Genomic DNA, 17,928 nt, shown 5'->3' with positions numbered 1-17,928 from the left:
ACCGCGATGAAGCACTACCTGCTCAGCGTCTACCAGCCCGAGGGGACCACGCCCGAGCCTGAGGCTCTGGAGAAGATCATGCGCGACGTCGAGTCGCTGCACGAAGAGCTCAAGGCCGCCGGGGCGTGGGTGTTTTCCGATGGCCTCAACTCGCAGAGTACGGCGACCGTACTGCGCGAGCAGTCCGGGGAGATCGTGATGACCGACGGCCCATTTGCCGAGGCTAAGGAGTACCTCGGCGGGCTGAGCATCATCAAGGCGGCCGATCTCGACGAAGCCCTGTCCTGGGGCCGCAAGTGCGCGCACGCTACGACCCTTCCGATCGAGGTGCGGCCGTTCATGACTGAGAGCTGATCTCGGCAATGACAGCCACGTCGGACATCGAGCGGATCTTCCGGGAGGAATACGCCCGCGCGGTATCGGTCCTCGTCCGATTCCTCGGCGATATCGACCTTGCGGAGGAGGCGGTGCAGGATGCGTTCGCGACCGCCGTACAACGCTGGCCGGACTCCGGGATACCGCCGCGCCCTGCCGGCTGGATCATTACCACCGCGCGCAACCGCGCCATCGACCGCCTCAGACGTGAGTCGACCCGCACGGCACGCCATACGGAGGCGTCGCTGCTGCGCACGCAGACCGACGACCAGGCATCTGAGGAGGGCGCCGTGTACGACGATCGGCTGCGCCTGATGTTCACCTGTGCGCATCCATCGCTCGGGCCGACCGCGCAGGTCGCGCTCACGCTGCGACTGCTCGGCGGGCTGACGACCGCGCAGATCGCACACGCCTTCGTCGTCTCCGAGGCGACGATGGCCCAGCGAATCGTTCGCGCGAAGGGCAAGATCCGGGATGCAAAAATTCCGTACCAGATCCCGCGAGACGCCGACCTCCCAGGGCGGCTCGGATCGGTTCTCGCCGTTGTCTATCTCATCTTCAACGAGGGTTACACCGCCAGCTCCGGCGACTTGCTCGACCGAGGCGAACTGTGCACCGAGGCAATCCGTCTTGGCCGGCTGCTCACCGAACTCATGCCGGACGAGCCGGAGGCCAAAGGCCTACTCGCGCTGATGCTGCTCGCCCATTCCCGGCGCACCGCTCGCACCGACCCAGCCGGCGCGATGGTGCTGCTTGCCGACCAAGACCGCAGCAGGTGGGACCGCACCCTCATCGACGAGGGCCAGACTCTCGTCAGATCCTGCCTCCGCCGCGGAATGCCTGGGCCCTACCAGATCCAGGCCGCTATCAACGCCGTACACAGCGACAGCCCGACAGCCGAATCGACCGACTGGTCTCAGATCGTCATGCTGTATGACCAGCTCATGGGAATTGCCCCGGGCCCGGTTGTGGCACTCAACCGCGCGATCGCGGTGGCCGAAATCGATGGGCCGGCGGCGGCGCTACAAATTGTCGACGGACTCGACCTCGGCCGGATGCATCTGTACCACGCGACCCGTGCCGACCTGCTGCGCCGACTGGGCCGGTACGCCGAGGCGCGGTCGGCGTACGCCGATGCGATCGCGCTGGCGGACAACGCAACGGAACGGCAGTTTCTGAAAGGCCGCCGCGCCACCCTCAGCGATCGACCCGGCCCAGCCGCGACCACGTCGTAAGGACCAACAGCACCAGACCAAATCCGAAGCCGAGATCTTCGATCGGTGCGAACGCCAGTCGCGGACCCCAGATCACCGATTCGTCGTACGTCACCACGGGAATGCCGGTCAGCAGTCCGTTCATGAGCAGTTGAAAGGCAAAGATGATCGCGTACGCGATCCAGAAGACTCTGGTAGCCACCAGCCGTTCGCGGGTCAGCCACCTGTCTACGGTGAGCGCCACCAGGATCGCCACGACTGACCCGACGGTGTAGATCATTGTCTGCCGACCCGCGGCAGCGTCACCCGGACCGCCTCATAGCCGAGGACGGCGCATACCGGTACGACGAGGAAGAACGCGAGCTCCTCGAGCGGCAGTCCAAAGAGCCGGGCGCCGAATGTGTAGCGCGCGGAGAACGCCCACCAATGCGCCTCGGCGGCAAGGATGTCCCACGCCACGAACAGCAGGCCCGGCAGCAACGCCAGGCCAAGTCGGCGCGGCCGGTTGAGGACGTGTACGCCGGGCAGCGCCTGCAACCACGCGGCCGCGGCCAGGGTGGCGATCAGGATGACGGTGTACGTCCAGTGACCCACGCTGGCGGTCGCGTTAGAAGGCCAGGGCCTGCGCCCGGCGGGAGACCTCACGGTGCAAGAACTTATGCAATCCGAGCGCGGCGTTGCCACCGAGTGACTCGTCCGGCTGCAGCAACCAGCGAACCGCTTCGTCGTCGTCGTACCCGCCATCACGCAACGAGGTGATGATGCCCGGAAGATAGCGCGAGACCACGCCGTCCACGATGAGGTCGGCGGGGATCTTGCGCACCGCATCGACGGTCACCGCAAGCAGCTCACCGTCCTTGAGCATCCGCTTGATTTGCGCGGGCTGGACGCCGAGTGCGTCGGCCGCCTCGGCCGTGGTCAGCCAGCGCGTTTCGGGTGTCGGAGTTTCGGGCGTATCGGGTGTATCGGGCGTGGAAGCCACGGTGTCGGAGTTCATCAGGTCCAGGTTCGGTCGTCGAGCGAGTCAGTGTCCAGGGTGCCATGTGACCGACGCCGCGTTTCCGCCGGATCGGCTACACCGGCGCGGGATACGGTCAATAGCCCGTCAATTTCCGTACCATATGACCCGTGAGCGCGACCACGTCCGATCCGATGGTCGGCGTGGTACTCGATGGCCGTTATCGGGTGCTCCGCCGACTAGCCACTGGCGGCATGTCCAAGGTCTATATCGGCCATGACGACCGCCTCGATCGTGCTGTCGCCATCAAGATCATGAACGCCGACCTCGCGGGAGACCCGGCCTTCATCCACCGCTTTACCCGCGAGGCACGCGCGGCCGCACGCATCTGGCACCCCAACGTCGTGACTATTCATGACCAAGGCACCGATCAAACCCACAACGCGGTCTTCCTGGTGATGGAACTGGTCCGAGGCGGCACCCTTCGCGAGATACTGCGAGCCCACGGGACGCTCAAGCCCGCCGAAGCCCTCACCGTTGTCGAGGCTTTACTGACCGGTCTGGGCGCAGCGCATCGCGAGGGACTCGTACATCGCGACATCAAGCCCGAAAACATCCTCATCGATGACGAAGGGCGGCTGTTGGTCGCTGATTTCGGGCTGGCTCGCGCCGTTGCCGAGAGCGCCCACACCACCCACAGCGGGATGGGCGGCGCCGTTTTCGGCACGATCGCCTACCTCTCGCCGGAGCAGGTCGTGCGCGGCTACGCCGATGCCCGCAGCGACGTGTACGCGGTCGGTGTGCTCCTGTACGAGCTGTTGACCGGGCGCCCGCCGTATGTCGGCGACAACGCCGTCTCGGTCGCCTACCGGCACGTCAATGACGACGTACCGCCGCCGTCGGAAGAGGTCCCCGACCTGCCCGGGGAGGTCGACGACCTTGTCATCGAGGCGACCAATCGGGACCCGCTCAAGCGGCCGGTGGATGCCCAGCAGATGCTGGCGCAGGTACGCCGGGCCCGGCTTCTGCTCGGTTTCGAGGACACTCCGATGCCGACGCCACCGGTGCCGGAGGCGCTCACCGGGCCGATCTTCGACGCCGCGGGGGCACCCACCGAGGATGCGGACCTGACCGACACCGCGCCGGGCACGCACGGTCCCGGGCATACGGCGCTCATCGGTTCCGAGGTTTTGCCGGTCGGTTCAGCAGCGCTGCCGGCCACCGTCGCCGCTCCTCCCAGCCGGGATGCTCCGGCGAATGCCGATGGCCGCCCCGTGCGGCGTCGACGACGACGGATGTTCGTGGCAGTTTCGATCCTCGCCGTCGTACTTCTCCTGGCTGGTGGCGCCTTCTGGTGGTTCCAGTACGGCCGCTGGACCAAGGTGCCCGACTTCGCCAAGGCGACCAGCAGCAAACAGGTCAGCGCAATCGCGCAGGACGCCGGGGTCACGTTGGACCTGCAGGATTCGCAGTTCAGTGAGAGCGTGGCCGAGGGCGGCGTACTCACCGTGCAACCCAAGTCGGGCACCCGGCTAGTGCGCGGGTCCGACGTCAAGGTCGTGCTGTCCAAGGGACCCGAACGATACACAACGTCAAGCGACCTGCTCGGCAAGTCGCCGGACGATGTCGTCGCGCAGCTCAAAGCCGAGTTCGGCGGCCGCATCACGATCGTGCAGGACAAACAGTACGACGACACGCATCCCGCCGGCACGGTGTCCAACTTCGACCCGCCGCCGGGCACCGAGATGAAACCGGGCAGCACGCTCACCGTGATCACGAGCCTCGGCAAGTCGCCCATCCCGATCGTCGACGTCACCGGCAAGACCCCGGACGAGGCGACCAAGGCCCTCACAGGTCTCGGTTTCGTGCCGACGGTGAGCGATACTCAGGAGTTCTCGGACACCGTGCCGGCGGGCATGGTGACACGCACCGATCCGGTCGCCGGCGCGCAGACCCAGCCCGGTGCACCGGTCACGATCTACGTCTCCAAAGGCCAAGACCTGGTTGCGGTGCCCAGCGTTATTGGCATGACGTCGGCTAAGGCGACCGAAACCCTGCAGGCGGCCGGGTTCGCCGTTCAGAAAACGACCGTCTTTATTTCGCTCGATCTGGTGGCCAAACAAGACCCGTCCGGTGGCGCGAAGGCCAAGCGCGGCTCGACGGTCACCATCTCCGTCGTCTAGCCGCCCGATGCGCCCGGCGGCCTAGTCGGTGAGTTTCTGAAGGATCTCGCAGGCGTAGTCGACGTCCTCCTCGGTCACGCCCAGGTGTGTCACCAGCCGCACCGTGCTGGGCGCGACCGCGCTGCACAGCACTCCTTCGGCGGCCGCCTCATCGACGAAGTGCAATGCATCCGGCACCTCGAACAGCACAATATTGGTCTGAGTGCGTCCGGGCGGCGTGCCGGCCGCGGATGCGAGCCGTTGCGCATGACGATGATCATCGGCGAGCCGGTCGATGTGGTTGTCGATCGCGTAGATTCCGGCCGCGGCCAGGATCCCGGCCTGGCGCCAGCCACCTCCCAGTCGGGCGCGCATCTCACGCGCCTCGTCCATTTGGTCGCGGGTGCCGAGCAAAACTGAGCCGATCGGCGCGCCGAGCCCCTTGCTCAGGCAGACCGACATCGTGTCGAAGAGGCTGCCGCATTCGCTGAGCTCAAGACCGGACGCGACGTGCGCGTTCCAGATCCGGGCGCCGTCACAGTGCACCCGTACGCCGTTGACCGTGGTCATCGTGCGGATCGCCCGCAATGAGTCGACCGGCGTAACCATCCCGCCGCGCGCGGTATGGGTGTTCTCGATTTCGATCGCGGCGGTCGGCACGGCGTGGAAGCCGTCTGCACGGATCATCGTCTCGATCCAGTCGAGATCGTCTTCCGGCGCGGGAGAGGTCCACGTGCGGGTACTGATCTGTCCGTGTACGGCGGCCGCCCCGCGTTCGTACATCACGATGTGCGCGTCTTCGTGACACAGCAACTCCTGCCCCGGAGCCACCAACAACCGCAGCGCGAGCTGGTTGCTCATCGTGCCAGACACCACGTACAGCGCGTCTTCGAACCCGAACAGACTCGCGCACTTCTCCTGCAGCGCTGCGACCGTCGGATCGGTGCCCCAGACGTCATCTCCGACGTCCGCCTGCGCCATCGCGGCGCGCATCTCGTCGGTGGGTTTGGTGAACGTATCGCTGCGTAGTTCGACGGTGCGGGCCATCAGTCGCCCAACACGATTGGCGTGCCGTGCGGCGTTCGCGCGGCCGCGGCCCGCCATCGGGTCTGCAGGTCGGTGAGCTCCGCGGCGCTGCCGATCGACCTGCCCACGATGACGTCCTCGAGCGCCTCGGCCCAGCGTTCGTAGTACGTCGTACCGTCGTCCGGATCTCCCGCGGCACGTGCCTGGGCGATCCGTGCCGACAGCGCTTGCGCCCACTCGGTCCACGTGAACTCACCGCGTTCGTGTAACGAGACGGTCATGGCGAAGACCTGCGCCTGCCAGGGCGCGCCGAAAACCTGTTCGTCCGTCGCGGCGGGCGGCTGCGGAAAACCGTCGCCACAACTACGAGCGATTTCATCCAACGTGCTCGATGCGTTCACGCCACAAGCTCCTGTGCTGGTTCGAGATAGGGCTCCCACGCATCGACGCTGACCATTAGGTGGTCAGCGGTGTCCGCACCCCAAACATCGCGACCGTCGAATACGACGGTATAGAGCCATTCGGGAGTCTTATCAATCTCACCGCTCAGCGTCGCAGCATTGCGATCGGGAAAGACAAACGATCCGTGCACTCGCTCGACGGTGCCAACCTGATTACGTGCGTAGCGCGGCAGCCGGGTGTGTCCGGCGGGGTTGATCATGCGGGTGTGAACCCGATCCCCGACGCTAAAGCGCGCCGCGGCGCGCTCAGAGCGGTTGTACGGCGATCCGGCATCGAACCCGGCCTCGAGCTTCTCCCATGCGACGGCGGCCGGGACGTTGGCCCGCTCGGTCTTTGCCTGACCGGTGCGTAGCTCTTCTTCGGTCACCATTCCGCGCAACACGAGGTAATTTTCTAAGGCACGCCGCCAGATCTCGTAGTAGCTGCTGGTCAGATATGTCACCGGCGGTAACGACTCGCGTGACGATCGGCTTTGGTCGATGTTCCATTGACCGAGCGCACCAACCGCGAGCGTATAGGCAAGGACTCGCCTTTCCCAGTCTGCATGGAAAGCTGGCTCGTCTAGCTCGGGTGTGACCGGGCCGTAGCACTGCATGCCGCCCATGTCGTGTGGCCCATTCATCTATGCCACCGCCTCCGGTGTGCGCGCGAGCCCGGTGCCGATCATCGAGTCGCGAGTCACCAAGTCAGCCAGTTGCTCCTCGCTCAGGCCGTCGGTGCCACCGGGTCGCATCGGAATGACGAGGTAGCGAACCTCGGCCGTGGAGTCCCAGACTCGAAAGGTCGTCGAGTCCGGCACGCTCACCCCGAAGTCAGTAAGCACACCACGCGGGTCACGCACCACCTTCGAGCGATATGGGGCGCTTTTGTACCAGACCGGTGGCAGGCCGAGCACGGGCCACGGATAGCAACTACACAAAGTGCACACCACCATGTTGTGCACCTCGGGGGTGTTCTCCACCGCCACGATGTGTTCGCCCTGGCGGCCCGTGTAGTCCATCGAGGCGATCGCCGCGGTCGCGTCCCGACGCAGCCAGTCGAGGTAGTCCGGATCGCTCCACGCCCGAGCGACGACTCGCGCCCCGTTATGCGGACCGACCTGGGTCTCGTATCGTTCGATGATCTGGTCCAGCGCCTCGGGATCGACATATCCCTTCTGCACTAGCAAACTTTCTAGTGCGCGGGCCTTGACATCCATATCGGACAGCTCGCTGCCAGCCTCGTGATCATGGTCATGTCCGTGGTCGTGATCGCCCACCGCAATGCCTCGCTTTCGCTCACTGCCGCCGTCCGGCCACCCTCGATCGAGTCGCGGTCGTTTAGGCGCTCAAGCGTGATGATCGCATAGCGTTGACGACCTTGATCTCGCGGCCGTCGGCTGCGGGCACTTTGCCGGACACGAAGTTCTTGTATGACTGGGTCTCCACACCATAGAGCGCGAGCCTGCCGCGCGCGTCGGCGTGCACGCCCCAGCCATACCGCTTGCACAGCGCCGAACCGCGCAGACAGGCCTGATTGCTCTCGAGGAACTTCTCCCTCGCTGCGGGTCTGTCCTGTTCGGGGATGCCGTTGCGATCGGCGTACACGCCGAAGATGACGTCGTCCGAGGTGAGCTCGTACGGGTGTCGGCTGATCATCGCGTAGGCCCGCTCGGCGACCGACGGAGTTTCCCGGGTGGGGGGCTGCATGCCTTCTACCATTGGGCAATCGTCGGCTACGGCGATAAATGTGTCGTAGTAGTTGGTACTGGGCATCCGTCGACAATAGTCCGCGAGACCGGCGCGCCGCGACCCCGTTTGGCCAACTTTTTCAGCTGAGACTGAGAAGTTAACGGTGTTCTCGACGCAGCATCTCTGCGACCAAGAACGCCAGTTCGAGGCTCTGCTTGGTGTTGAGCCGTGGGTCGCAAGCGGTCTCGTAGCGCCCCTCGAGGTCGGCGTCGGACAGTTCCTCGGCGCCACCCACGCATTCGGTGACGTCGCTGCCGGTCAGCTCCACATGGATCCCACCCGGATGGGTGCCAAGCCCACGATGTACCTCGAAGAAGCCCTTTACCTCATCGACGATCCGGTCGAAATGCCTGGTCTTGTAGCCGTTGCTCGACTCGTGGGTATTGCCGTGCATCGGGTCGCACTGCCACACGATCTTGCGACCGGCGTCGGTTACCTTCTGCACCACCGGAGGCAACGCGTCGCGCACCTTGCCATTGCCCATCCGCGAGATCATCGTCAGGCGGCCCGGGACGTTGTCCGGATTGAGCCTGTCGATCAGCCGCATCGCGTCATCCGGCGTTGTGGACGGGCCGAGCTTGACGCCGATGGGGTTCGCGATCCGCGAGCAAAACTCGACGTGGGCCCCATCGAGTTGCCGTGTCCGCTCGCCGATCCAGACCATGTGCCCGGACAAGGCGTACGGCGTACCGGCTTCCATGCGGGTCAGCGCCGACTCGTACTCGAGGATGAGCGCCTCGTGGCTGCTGTAGAGGTCGACCCGGCGCAATGCGTCATCGTCGACGCCGCACGCGGCCATGAAGCCCAACGCACGATCGATCTCCTGCGCGATTTGCTCGAATCGCTCGCCGGCAGCCGACGTACGCACGAAGTCTTTATTCCAGTCGTGTACGGCGGTCAGATCGGCCAGGCCGCCATTGGCGTAGGCGCGGATCATGTTCATTGCGGCCGCGGCGTTCGCGTACGCGCGAATCATCCGGTCCGGGTCGGCGACTCGTGCCGCTTCGGTGGCTTCGATCGAGTTGACCATGTCACCGCGGTAGGACAGCAGACCCAACGCGTCACGGTCCGACGAGCGGGGCTTGGCGTACTGGCCGGCCATCCGGCCGATCTTGATGACCGGCGTGCTCGCGCCGTAGGTGAGTACGACGGCCATCTGCAACAGCGTGCGCGTGGTACCGCGCAGGTGCGGTTCGGTGTTGGCGTCGAATGTCTCCGCGCAATCCCCACCCTGCAGCATGAACGCCCGGCCTTCGGCTACCGCACCGAGTTCACAGGTCAGCTTGTCGGCCTCGGCAGGCGCCACAATCGGCGGTACGGCGCGCAGCGTCTTGAGGACCGCGCCAAGCGCGCCGCGATCGGGCCACTCCGGCTGTTGTCCAATCGGCTTGCCGCGCCACGCCTCGTTAAACTCCGACAGAAGGTACGTCGCTTCCGCAGCGGGGTCGACCGGTGCCGAGACTGTCGGGTTGGGCATGGAGTGGTGAGCGGTGTCGATGGGCACGGGAAATAGCCAGACTCTAGAGTCGGGACGGGTTCGCTCGTCGCGACGGTGACGTTAACCGTTTCAGAATACGGTCAATCGCGGGTGGCCCGAGGTTCAACCCACGCCGGGCGCGGCTCCCCAGCTCCCGATCTCATGCATCGCCTTCCACTTTTCTAGGTTGTGGCGCGCGTCGACGAGCGCGTCATGCGCGTCCTCGGTCGCATCCGGAAGGGCTGGACTACCCAAATCTTCCCACCGCTGCTTCAACTCGTGCGTCCAGCGCGGGATCTTCGGCGGCAAGGCTCGCATATCACCGAAGAGCTGACACAGCACGACATGGTCGTATGCCGCCACCCACGCCCACAGCTCGACTCGGTCCCCCGGAGCGGTCAAGAAGTCGATGATCTCGGCGCGTATCCGTTCGCGCGAGCGCCATGCCGAGTCGGCCGGAGAGGGCAGTTTGTCGAGCACATTGCGACGCACCCAGTCGCCGGCCTTGTCCGGGTTGAACTCGGTCGAAACTGCGTAGTACTCGCGGCCGTTCTCGTCGACGATGCCAATCGACACGAGGTCGATCGTGTCCCCATCTTCGATGAATTCAGTGTCATAGAAATAGCGCACGGCATCAACCTAGTGACGCGCCGCTGGGCCCGGCGCGGCAGGTATCCCCGGAGGTCCCATGGCATGCTGATCCCCATGCCAGTTCTTGCCATCGATGCCGGTACGACGGGAGTGACTGCGCTCGTCGTCGACGAGTCCGGTTCGGTCATCTCGCGTGGCTACAGTGAGTTCGCCCAAGGGTTTCCGCGACCGGGCTGGGTCGAGCACGAGCCGGCCAACATCTGGGTCGCGGTACAGGTGGCCGCTCGCGCCGCGTTGGAAGACTCCCCGTCCGCGCCGACCTGCATCGGCATCACCAACCAGCGCGAGACCGCGGTCATCTGGGACCGCCGCAGTCTCTCGGCGCCGCGACCGGCGATCGTCTGGCAGGACCGACGTACCACTGACATCTGCACCCGGCTACGCGAAGACGGTCACGAGGACCTGGTCCGGCGTACGACGGGGCTGCGGCTCGACCCCTACTTCACGGCAACGAAGTACATGTGGGTCGCGCAGCAGAATCCGCAACTGTGGCAGCAGGTTCGCGACGGCAAGTTCGCGCTCGGCACCATCGACTCGTACGTCGTGGCGCGACTGACCGGAGGCCGATCGCACATCACCGACGTCACCAACGCCAGTCGCACGCTGCTCTACAACACCTTCGAAGGCGCCTGGTCGGACGAGCTGTGCGAACTGTTCGACGTACCAATCGACGCGCTTCCCGAGGTCGTGCCGTCATCCGGGCAGCTGGCACGCACCGATCCGGACGCGTTCCTCGGCCTGGACCTGCCGATCGGCGGGATCGCCGGCGACCAGCAGGCGGCGCTGTTTGGCCAGGTGTGTTTTGAGCCGGGGTCAAGCAAATGCACCTACGGCACAGGCAGTTTTGTGCTGGTCAACACCGGAGACGCCCCCGTCACCAGCGACGCGGGACTGTTGACGACCGTAGCCTGGGACCTCGGCAACGGACCGGTCTTCGCGTTGGAAGGCAGCATCTTCGTCACCGGATCGGCAGTGCAGTGGCTACGCGACGGGCTGCAGATCATCCAGACCTCGGCCGAGGTCGAGTCGCTCGCAGCGTCGGTGCCGGACTCCGGTGGCGTGGTGTTCGTGCCGGCGCTGACTGGTCTCGGCGCACCGGACTGGGACCCGACCGCGCGCGGCACGATCGTGGGCATCACCCGAGGCACGACGAGGGCGCACCTCGCGCGGGCGGCGCTCGAAGCGATCGCCTTCGAGGTCCGCGACGTCGTCGATATCATGTGCGCGGAGGCCGCGCTCGACGTACCGGCGCTCAGCGTCGACGGCGGCGCCAGCGTCAACAACCTGCTGTGCCAAATCCAGGCCGACCAGCTCGATGCCGTCGTACGCAGGCCGCAGGTGCCGGACACGACCGCGCTAGGTGCCGCGTTCTTCGCCGGCCTCGCCACCGGCGTGTGGGCCGGCATGGATGAACTGTCCGCGACTTGGCAGGAGGAACGTCGCTTCACGCCGACCGGCGGCGTACGGGATAACGGAGATCACGACCGGTGGCGCGATGCGGTACGCCGCAGCCTCGGCTGGGACTAGCTCGCGATCTGCTCGGGCACGGCCCGCGATGCCTGGGACTTCGCCTGCGCTGCACGGATGTCGTCGACAACTTGGCCGGCGCTCTTGCCGCTCTTGTCCATCACGGTCTTGACTTTTGCGGCGTACACATCGACGTATTCCTGACCCGACAGCTCCATCAACTCGTACATGATCTCGTCAGTGACCGAGCGCTCGACAAAGCGGTCATTAGACATTTCGTAGTAGCGGCTGAAGTCGATCGGTTTGCCAAAGCGGACCGTTACTCGGCCGCGGCGCCACATCCTCGACCCAATTGGGTTGACCTTGTCGGTGCCGATCATCGCAACCGGAATGACCGGGACCCTCGCGGCGATCGCCATTCGCGCAACGCCGGTCTTGCCGCGATACATCCGCCCGTCCGGGGACCGTGTGCCCTCGGGGTAGATGCCAACGAGGTTGCCATCCGCGAGCAGCTCTTTGCAGGTGTTGAGCGCGGCGTTGGCGGCCGAGCCGCTACCGCGCACGATCGGCACCTGTCCCGCTGCGGTGAAGAAGAATTTCATCAACGCGCCCTTGATGCCGGGCGAGGTGAAGTATTCGGACTTTGCGGGGAACGTCACTCGCCGGCGAATCATCAGCGGCATGTAGAAGGAGTCCGCGACCGCGAGATGGTTGCTCGCTATCAAAGCTCCGCCGGTCTTGGGAATGTTGTGCGCCCCTTCAACCACCGGCCGCCCGAAAAATCGCAACAGTGGACCCATCACGATCCGCTTCATTAGCCAATAGAACACTCGCGCACCTCCCAACCTGCGTTCAGATTACGGCATCAGCGGCCAGATGTGGGTGGCATACTTCGCTACGTCGACGTACTACCAATTACAGGGGGCACCGTGGCACAAATCGAGGGCGCCGAACCGTTCGAGTACCTCCACGACACGGACAAGGGACGCGCTGTCGGCGTACTGCTCTGCCACGGGTTTTCCGGATCACCGAAGAGCATGCGTCCGTGGGGTGATCACCTCTCGGCGCGGGGCTACTCGGTTAGCTGCCCCCTGCTGCCGGGTCACGGAACGACATGGCAGCAGATGAACCGGACGCGCTGGCACCAGTGGTACGCCGCCGTCGAGCGGGCTCTGCACAATCTGGCCGAGCACTGCGACCGCGTGGTCATTGCCGGACTGTCCATGGGGGGCACGCTCGCGATCAGGTTGACGGAGCAGTACGCCGGCGCTGGGGCGTTTGAGTCACCAGGCGCTCTGGGCGATCGGCTGGTTGGCACAATTCTCGTCAACCCGTCGCTCGGCACCGAACGCAAGGACGCGTTTTTGCTGCCGTACGCGCGGCATCTCATCGGGTCGTTTCCCGGGATCGCCAACGACATCGCCCGACCGGGCGTCGACGAAGGCGCCTATACAAGGCTGCCGCTGCAGGCGGCGTACTCGCTGCAGCAGCTGTGGGGACTGTGCCGCAAGGACCTCAAGTCGATCACCACGCCCGTGCTCTTGTTCCGATCCGCGCAGGACCACGTCGTCGAGGCGGTGTCGTCGTCGATCCTGCTGGCGGGCATCTCATCAGAGGACGTCACGCAGGTCGTTTTACAGCGCAGTTATCATGTGGCCACGCTCGACTACGACTCCGAATACCTCTTCGAACGCTCCGAGTCATGGATCGAGGCACACACCTAGCCGCGGCCGGCCGCCGCGGGCCTAGACTTGGATGTTCAGAGGGATCGCAAATGCGCGTCTGATGGGGATGACCGCGCGAGTGGAGACTGATCATGTCGACCAACTGGCCTGAGCCGCGCCCGCGGCGTCGTCGTGGGCGCCGTGACAACGGGCTGGATGCGGCGTCGTACGTCAAGGTCCGGCTTGTCGACCCACGCGTCGGTGAGCACCTGCTCGACGTGCTGCGCGAGGCCCGGGTGGCGGCGTACCTCGACCCGATCAGCAGCAACGATCCCTACCGGCTCGTGGAACCACCATCCAGTCCACCGTTTGAGCACCTGTATGTCGACGCGCAGCTGCGGTCGCACGCCCAGCAGGTCCTCGACGGTGACGGTCCGGACTCCGAGCCCACGGCGGACGTCGGCGGACCCGATCCGTTCGACCTCGACAACGACCAGGTCGATGCCCTGTTCGCTGAGCTCGTCGGACACTACGACAGTACGGCGACCAACCCCACCCGCCGTACCGAAGCCTCCGAACCAGACGCTGCCCCGACCGATCAGCTCGGTACCGATGGTCTGGGCATCGACCACCTCGACATCAATCAGCTCGATACCGATGAGTCGTCGGGCGGACAACAGCCGATCGTCGGGCAGGCCGAAGTGTCCGACGAACCTCCCGTTGAGCCGGAAGTCGTGGACGTCTGGCGAGGCTCCTACTCGCTCGGGCCCGCCGCCGACGATCCTCTCGATCATTACGAGCCGCCCGAGCCCGATCCGATCAAGCGCCCCTCGCGGCCCGCGATAGTCGCGATCCTCGTGCTGCTGGCCGGCGTGCTGATGCTGTTTTTCCCGCAGGTTCTCGGCATCGGCGGGACCACTGCCGTCGTGCTCGGCGTACTCGGTATCACCTCAGGCGTCGGCCTACTTCTCCTGCGCCTCAGGGAAGATCCACCAGACGGCGAAGAGGACGACGACGGCGCAGTCGTCTAGCAACTTCGCCCTCGCCACCCATCGCGATCCGTCACGAATGTCCGGCCGTCCGTCACGAATGTCCGGCCGTCCGTCACGCGGGGTTGCTAGAGATCGATATCGAACACGAGAGCGCCGCCCTCGCCGCTAGTCGCGTTGACCGGGCGCGCTTGATCAGGCTGGTCGAGCGAGGGTAGTTGCATCACTTTGTGATCTACCGCAAAGACGAGGGTCGCCGCATTCGCAGGATGGCCGAGCGCACCAAGCCGCTGACGAAGCTCGTCACGATGCGTGCGCCACTCCTCGCCGGTCAAGTCGGTGCCCACGAACAGCCACCGACCATCGTCGGCACGACCACCTGGTGCGACTGTGATGGCGACCGCCGTACGCCGCCGTTGATCTGCCGGGGTCGCCAGTGCCAACGCGTCCGACCGCACGACGTCCGCGGCGAGTGAGGTGAGCATCAATGTCCCTGCGGCCGGGGCGCCCCCAGCGGCCACAATCAGGCCCAACGCACGCGCGGTGTGAGCATGGGCGTTGCGCCAGAGCGGATGGCGCGCAGTCGACTGAAGAACCACGATTTCAAGACCAGCAGCCTCGGTGTTGGCACGCAACGCAACAAGATCGTCCACCGAGGTCAGTTTCGTGTCGCAATAGGTCAGGCGAACGGTCAAAGCGAGCTCCTAGCAAGATCAGCGGCCCCAACCAGGCCGGCAGCCGAACCCAGCCGCGCACCGACAATAGGGGGCTCCGGTCGGAATCCACGACCGGTCAACGCGTGCCCGAACGCCGCCCGCGCCGGGTCCAGAATCAACGACCCGACCTCGGCCACGCCGCCCCCGACAACAACGATATCTGGATCGAGAATCGCGCAGATATCTGCGATCCCCTGTCCCAGCCAGTGCCCCGCGTCGTTGACGATCTCCATCGCGGTGGGGTCATTCGCCGCGGCCGCTTGGGTCACGAGCGGGCCCGTTAGCGCGCTCGGTACGCCGTCGACTACAGCCAACAAGCCCTGAGCAGTCACCGGCGACGTTTCGGCAACGTCACGCGCATCACGAGCCAGTGCCCGTCCGCTGGCGTACTGCTCCCAGCAGCCTCGGTTGCCGCACGCACAGCGCCGCCCGCCAGGAACGACTCGCATATGCCCCCACTCGCCGGCCAGCCCGAAGGCGCCCCGGAAGATCTGGCCGTCCGCGATGATGCCGCCCCCGATTCCGGTACCGAGCGTCACGCACAGTGCCACCCGGCTCCCCTGCGCCGCCCCGAACCGGTACTCGGCCCACGCGGTCGCATTCGCATCGTTGTCGACGTACACCGGTACGTCGAGCGAGGTCGTCAGGCTCTCGCGCAATGGTTCACCGCGCCACGCCAGGTGCGGCGAGAAGACAACCGTCGACCGGTCGCTGTTGATCCATCCCGCCGCGCCGATGCCGACGACACCGACGCTGTGGCGGCTCATCAGGTCACGGGCGACCCCGATGATGGCATCGGCCGTCTGCGTTACGTCGGCGCCCGGTGTCGGGCGGCGTATCTCGTCGACGATCGTGCCATCGGCCGCCACGACCCCGGCAGCGATCTTCGAGCCGCCGATATCGACGCCGAGCGCGAGCGGTTCGCTAGTCGATGTCAATGTGCTGCACCTTTGGCTCCGGCGGCGCGGGGTTGGTGTCGCCCTGTGGACCCTGGTGTTCGTGGGGTTTGTCTTGTGATTGCAGATACTCGGTCAGCGCGTGTAGCGCTAGGGTCGCGGTGTCGATCAGCTTGGCAACGGCCTCCGGCCGCTGGCCGCGGCCCAGTGCGATCAGCTGACAGATCGGGCAGTAGTCACAGCTCGCTGGCCGCTCGCTTGACTCCGACGCCGCCTCGGAGTCCGCGCCCCGAGCGTTGGCCCACTGCGCGAATGCGCCGGTCAATTTCTGCAACTCGTCACCGAGTGATCCCACATCGTCGCGGGCGTTGTCGCTCATGATCGTGGCCATAGTTCGGGGTTCGGGGTAAATGTCACGCGCAGCGCATTATCGGCGTACGCCGCACCGACCACGTCGCAGCGGCGTAGCGCGCTTGGCAGTCCGACGTAGCGACGCCGACCGGCCGCGGTCACGACCAGGTCGTCGGCCGAACGCGCGAGCTGCACGTCCGCGCGATCCAGGTGCGGCAGGTCCAGAATCATGGTGAACTCATAACCGCCGGGCAACTCGTCATCGCGCACGTGCTCAATGCGTACGACGTCCGCGGTCGCGGGCCCCTCACGCGGATCGGTATCCGCGTAGAGCTCGACGCCGAGCACCCGAAGCGCATCGAGGCCGACCGGCTCGGCCCGTTGGTAGTCAAGGGTCCGGATCGGAAGCCGATCGAAAGAGTCCGCGATCCGCGTCATCTGCTCGCGCTGCGCCGCCACCCAAGATGCGCGCCATGGGTCTTTGCCCCCGGGCGGGATCAGGCGGTTGACGACAATGCCGTCGACCGGATAGCCGTACAGCCGCAGGCTGCTCAGCGTCCGACGAGCCTCGGCCAATACGACGGCCTCCGGGGTCAGCACCAGCCGGACCGTCGTGGTGGCGGCGTCCCCAAGGAGCTCGCAGAGCTCGTCGACCTGTTGGTGTAGCGCCGAGAAGGCCGACACCAGGGCGGCGCTTGGCATCGGCACATCACGCATGCGGCCGGCGAGCGGCGCGAGATGGCGCAGCATCCGGTTGTGCGTCGGGAACAGGCGCTCGGCGTACCAGCTCAGCACCTGCGGCAGCGCCAGTAGCCGCAGCGTCTCGGCGGTTGGTGCGCAGTCAACGACGATGAAATCCCATAGTCCGGCGACGGCCTGCTCGCGCAACGCGAGCAGCGCCATGAACTCTTCGACGCCGGGTACGACCGCGATCTCATCTGCGGTCAGCGGGTCGGCGCCGGCGTTGGTCAGCAGCGCACGCACATAGCCCTGCAGCTCGCCCCACGATGACTCAAACCGGCGTTGCGCGTCGACGTGCATGACGTAGAGGCCGTCATCGACCTGGGTCGGCACGTCGCGCACCGAGATGCTCAGCGCGTCGCCAACAGAGTGCGCCGGGTCAGTCGACATGAGAAGGGTCTTGCAGCCGAGCCCAGCGGCGTGGACGGCTGTGGCGAGCGCGGTCGTCGTCTTTCCGACGCCGCCCTTGCCGGTGAAAAGGACTATCCGCACGACAGTTTAGAGCGACTCGACGCGGCGCTTGAGTTCTTTGAGCGCGGTATCCATGATGACCTTCTCGGCCTTGCGCTTCATCATTCCGAGCATCGGGATCGCGAGGTCGACGGCCAACGTGTATGTCGTTTTCGTCGTACCGTCGCCGACCGCGGACAGCGCGTAGGACCCTTGCTGCGACTTCTGCATCTGTCCCGAGATCAGATGCCAGCTAACCGAGTTGGGGTAGTCGCTCCAGTCGTACTCAAGCGTGTACTGGTCCTTGATCAGCCCCGCGTCCATCGTGAACGCGACTTGGGTCGCGAGATCGTCGGCGCCGTCCTGGACCGGTTCGCACTTCTTGATCGAGCCCGCCCACTGCGGGTACGACGCAAAGTCTGAAATCACCGACATGATGACCTCGGCGTCGGCGTTGATGACGATGGACTGCGTCGACTGCTCGGCCATAAAAGCTCCTGTTTCGCGGACTGCGTGCGTGCACGTGGGTGCACGCACCTGACGAGCCTACCGTTTGACCAATAGAATCGCCTTGCGGTGTGGAGCCAGGTAGGTTACCT

Annotated in this window: 22 protein-coding genes; 6 read left to right on the top strand and 16 right to left on the bottom strand. The window is 65.6% G+C overall.

Going from position 1 to position 17,928, the window contains the following annotated elements; all coding sequences use genetic code 11:
* Positions 1-6: 6 nt before the first annotated feature.
* Entirely contained in the window at positions 7-354 is a 348-nt protein-coding gene (locus CLV47_RS12955; RefSeq protein ID WP_106349511.1) for a YciI family protein, read from the top strand.
* A gap of 8 nt (positions 355-362) precedes the next feature.
* Positions 363-1,610: an RNA polymerase sigma factor gene (locus CLV47_RS12950; protein WP_106349462.1), complete on the top strand. Its 1,248-nt coding sequence runs from the start codon at positions 363-365 to the stop codon at positions 1,608-1,610.
* Here CLV47_RS12950 and CLV47_RS12945 read toward each other — a convergent pair.
* From CLV47_RS12945 to CLV47_RS12935, 3 genes are read right to left on the bottom strand one after another with little or no spacing between them, the layout of a single operon-like run.
* Positions 1,573-1,869 carry a lycopene cyclase domain-containing protein gene (locus tag CLV47_RS12945; protein ID WP_106349461.1) on the bottom strand — a complete coding sequence of 99 codons (297 nt, stop codon included), beginning with the start codon at positions 1,867-1,869 and terminating at the stop codon, positions 1,573-1,575. The genes CLV47_RS12950 and CLV47_RS12945 overlap by 38 nt on opposite strands.
* Entirely contained in the window at positions 1,866-2,183 is a 318-nt protein-coding gene (locus CLV47_RS12940) for a lycopene cyclase domain-containing protein (RefSeq protein ID WP_106349460.1), read from the bottom strand. Before CLV47_RS12940 ends, CLV47_RS12945 begins: the two co-directional genes overlap by 4 nt.
* 13 nt (positions 2,184-2,196) lie before the next feature.
* Positions 2,197-2,586: an Rv2175c family DNA-binding protein gene (locus CLV47_RS12935; protein WP_170111063.1), complete on the bottom strand. Its 390-nt coding sequence runs from the start codon at positions 2,584-2,586 to the stop codon at positions 2,197-2,199.
* A gap of 131 nt (positions 2,587-2,717) precedes the next feature.
* Here CLV47_RS12935 and CLV47_RS12930 point away from each other — a divergent pair, with 131 nt between their 5' ends.
* Positions 2,718-4,730: a Stk1 family PASTA domain-containing Ser/Thr kinase gene (locus CLV47_RS12930; protein ID WP_106349459.1), complete on the top strand. Its 2,013-nt coding sequence runs from the start codon at positions 2,718-2,720 to the stop codon at positions 4,728-4,730.
* Between the two features lie 21 nt (positions 4,731-4,751).
* Here the strand turns inward: CLV47_RS12930 and CLV47_RS12925 are convergent, their stop codons facing one another.
* The 7 genes from CLV47_RS12925 to CLV47_RS12895 form a co-directional block, all read right to left on the bottom strand.
* Positions 4,752-5,756, bottom strand: a complete 1,005-nt coding sequence (locus CLV47_RS12925) for a threonine aldolase family protein (protein ID WP_106349458.1) — start codon at positions 5,754-5,756, stop codon at positions 4,752-4,754.
* Positions 5,756-6,136, bottom strand: coding sequence for a nitrile hydratase accessory protein (locus tag CLV47_RS12920; protein ID WP_202862563.1), 381 nt, complete (start codon positions 6,134-6,136; stop codon positions 5,756-5,758). Before CLV47_RS12920 ends, CLV47_RS12925 begins: the two co-directional genes overlap by 1 nt.
* Positions 6,133-6,819 carry a nitrile hydratase subunit beta gene (gene nthB, locus CLV47_RS12915; RefSeq protein WP_106349457.1) on the bottom strand — a complete coding sequence of 229 codons (687 nt, stop codon included), beginning with the start codon at positions 6,817-6,819 and terminating at the stop codon, positions 6,133-6,135. The genes CLV47_RS12920 and nthB overlap by 4 nt, the downstream gene beginning before the upstream one ends.
* Positions 6,820-7,455 carry a nitrile hydratase subunit alpha gene (gene nthA, locus CLV47_RS12910; protein ID WP_238145435.1) on the bottom strand — a complete coding sequence of 212 codons (636 nt, stop codon included), beginning with the start codon at positions 7,453-7,455 and terminating at the stop codon, positions 6,820-6,822.
* A gap of 61 nt (positions 7,456-7,516) precedes the next feature.
* Positions 7,517-7,951, bottom strand: a complete 435-nt coding sequence (locus CLV47_RS12905) for a DUF6157 family protein (RefSeq protein WP_106349456.1) — start codon at positions 7,949-7,951, stop codon at positions 7,517-7,519.
* 73 nt (positions 7,952-8,024) lie between these two features.
* Positions 8,025-9,431: a class II 3-deoxy-7-phosphoheptulonate synthase gene (locus tag CLV47_RS12900; protein ID WP_238145434.1), complete on the bottom strand. Its 1,407-nt coding sequence runs from the start codon at positions 9,429-9,431 to the stop codon at positions 8,025-8,027.
* A 96-nt stretch (positions 9,432-9,527) separates the two neighbouring features.
* Positions 9,528-10,034, bottom strand: a complete 507-nt coding sequence (locus tag CLV47_RS12895) for a polyadenylate-specific 3'-exoribonuclease AS (protein ID WP_106349454.1) — start codon at positions 10,032-10,034, stop codon at positions 9,528-9,530.
* Positions 10,035-10,109: 75 nt separating this feature from the next.
* On the opposite strand from CLV47_RS12895, the gene glpK reads away from it, so the two are divergent.
* A complete protein-coding gene (glpK, locus tag CLV47_RS12890; RefSeq protein ID WP_106349453.1) occupies positions 10,110-11,582 on the top strand; it encodes a glycerol kinase GlpK in 1,473 nt (490 codons plus the stop codon).
* On the opposite strand, the gene CLV47_RS12885 is transcribed toward glpK, so the two are convergent.
* Positions 11,579-12,352 (bottom strand): lysophospholipid acyltransferase family protein, encoded by a 774-nt coding sequence (locus CLV47_RS12885; RefSeq protein WP_106349452.1) that lies wholly within the window; start codon positions 12,350-12,352, stop codon positions 11,579-11,581. The two genes, glpK and CLV47_RS12885, sit on opposite strands and share 4 nt — an antisense overlap.
* Positions 12,353-12,451: 99 nt before the next feature.
* Here CLV47_RS12885 and CLV47_RS12880 point away from each other — a divergent pair, with 99 nt between their 5' ends.
* Together CLV47_RS12880 and CLV47_RS22515 are read left to right on the top strand one after the other, a co-directional pair.
* Positions 12,452-13,246 (top strand): alpha/beta hydrolase, encoded by a 795-nt coding sequence (locus tag CLV47_RS12880; RefSeq protein ID WP_106349451.1) that lies wholly within the window; start codon positions 12,452-12,454, stop codon positions 13,244-13,246.
* Between the two features lie 92 nt (positions 13,247-13,338).
* Positions 13,339-14,217: a DUF308 domain-containing protein gene (locus CLV47_RS22515; RefSeq protein ID WP_106349450.1), complete on the top strand. Its 879-nt coding sequence runs from the start codon at positions 13,339-13,341 to the stop codon at positions 14,215-14,217.
* Between the two features lie 86 nt (positions 14,218-14,303).
* On the opposite strand, the gene CLV47_RS12870 is transcribed toward CLV47_RS22515, so the two are convergent.
* The 5 genes from CLV47_RS12870 to CLV47_RS12850 are packed head-to-tail and all read right to left on the bottom strand — an operon-like array spanning position 14,304 to position 17,818.
* Entirely contained in the window at positions 14,304-14,870 is a 567-nt protein-coding gene (locus tag CLV47_RS12870; protein ID WP_106349449.1) for a hypothetical protein, read from the bottom strand.
* On the bottom strand, positions 14,867-15,829 hold the full coding sequence (locus CLV47_RS12865) for an ROK family glucokinase (protein WP_106349448.1): 963 nt from the start codon (positions 15,827-15,829) through the stop codon (positions 14,867-14,869). The genes CLV47_RS12870 and CLV47_RS12865 overlap by 4 nt, the downstream gene beginning before the upstream one ends.
* Positions 15,816-16,166, bottom strand: a complete 351-nt coding sequence (locus tag CLV47_RS12860) for a hypothetical protein (RefSeq protein ID WP_146135380.1) — start codon at positions 16,164-16,166, stop codon at positions 15,816-15,818. The genes CLV47_RS12865 and CLV47_RS12860 overlap by 14 nt, the downstream gene beginning before the upstream one ends.
* Entirely contained in the window at positions 16,163-17,371 is a 1,209-nt protein-coding gene (locus tag CLV47_RS12855; protein WP_106349446.1) for an ArsA family ATPase, read from the bottom strand. Before CLV47_RS12855 ends, CLV47_RS12860 begins: the two co-directional genes overlap by 4 nt.
* A 6-nt stretch (positions 17,372-17,377) precedes the next feature.
* A complete protein-coding gene (locus tag CLV47_RS12850) occupies positions 17,378-17,818 on the bottom strand; it encodes an SRPBCC family protein (RefSeq protein WP_106349445.1) in 441 nt (146 codons plus the stop codon).
* Positions 17,819-17,928 lie beyond the last annotated feature (110 nt).

The organism is Antricoccus suffuscus (assembly GCF_003003235.1).
Classification (GTDB): Bacteria; Actinomycetota; Actinomycetes; order Mycobacteriales; family Antricoccaceae; genus Antricoccus; species Antricoccus suffuscus.
Note: the sequence above shows the minus strand (reverse complement) of the source record. Positions and strands in the feature narration are given on the sequence as shown.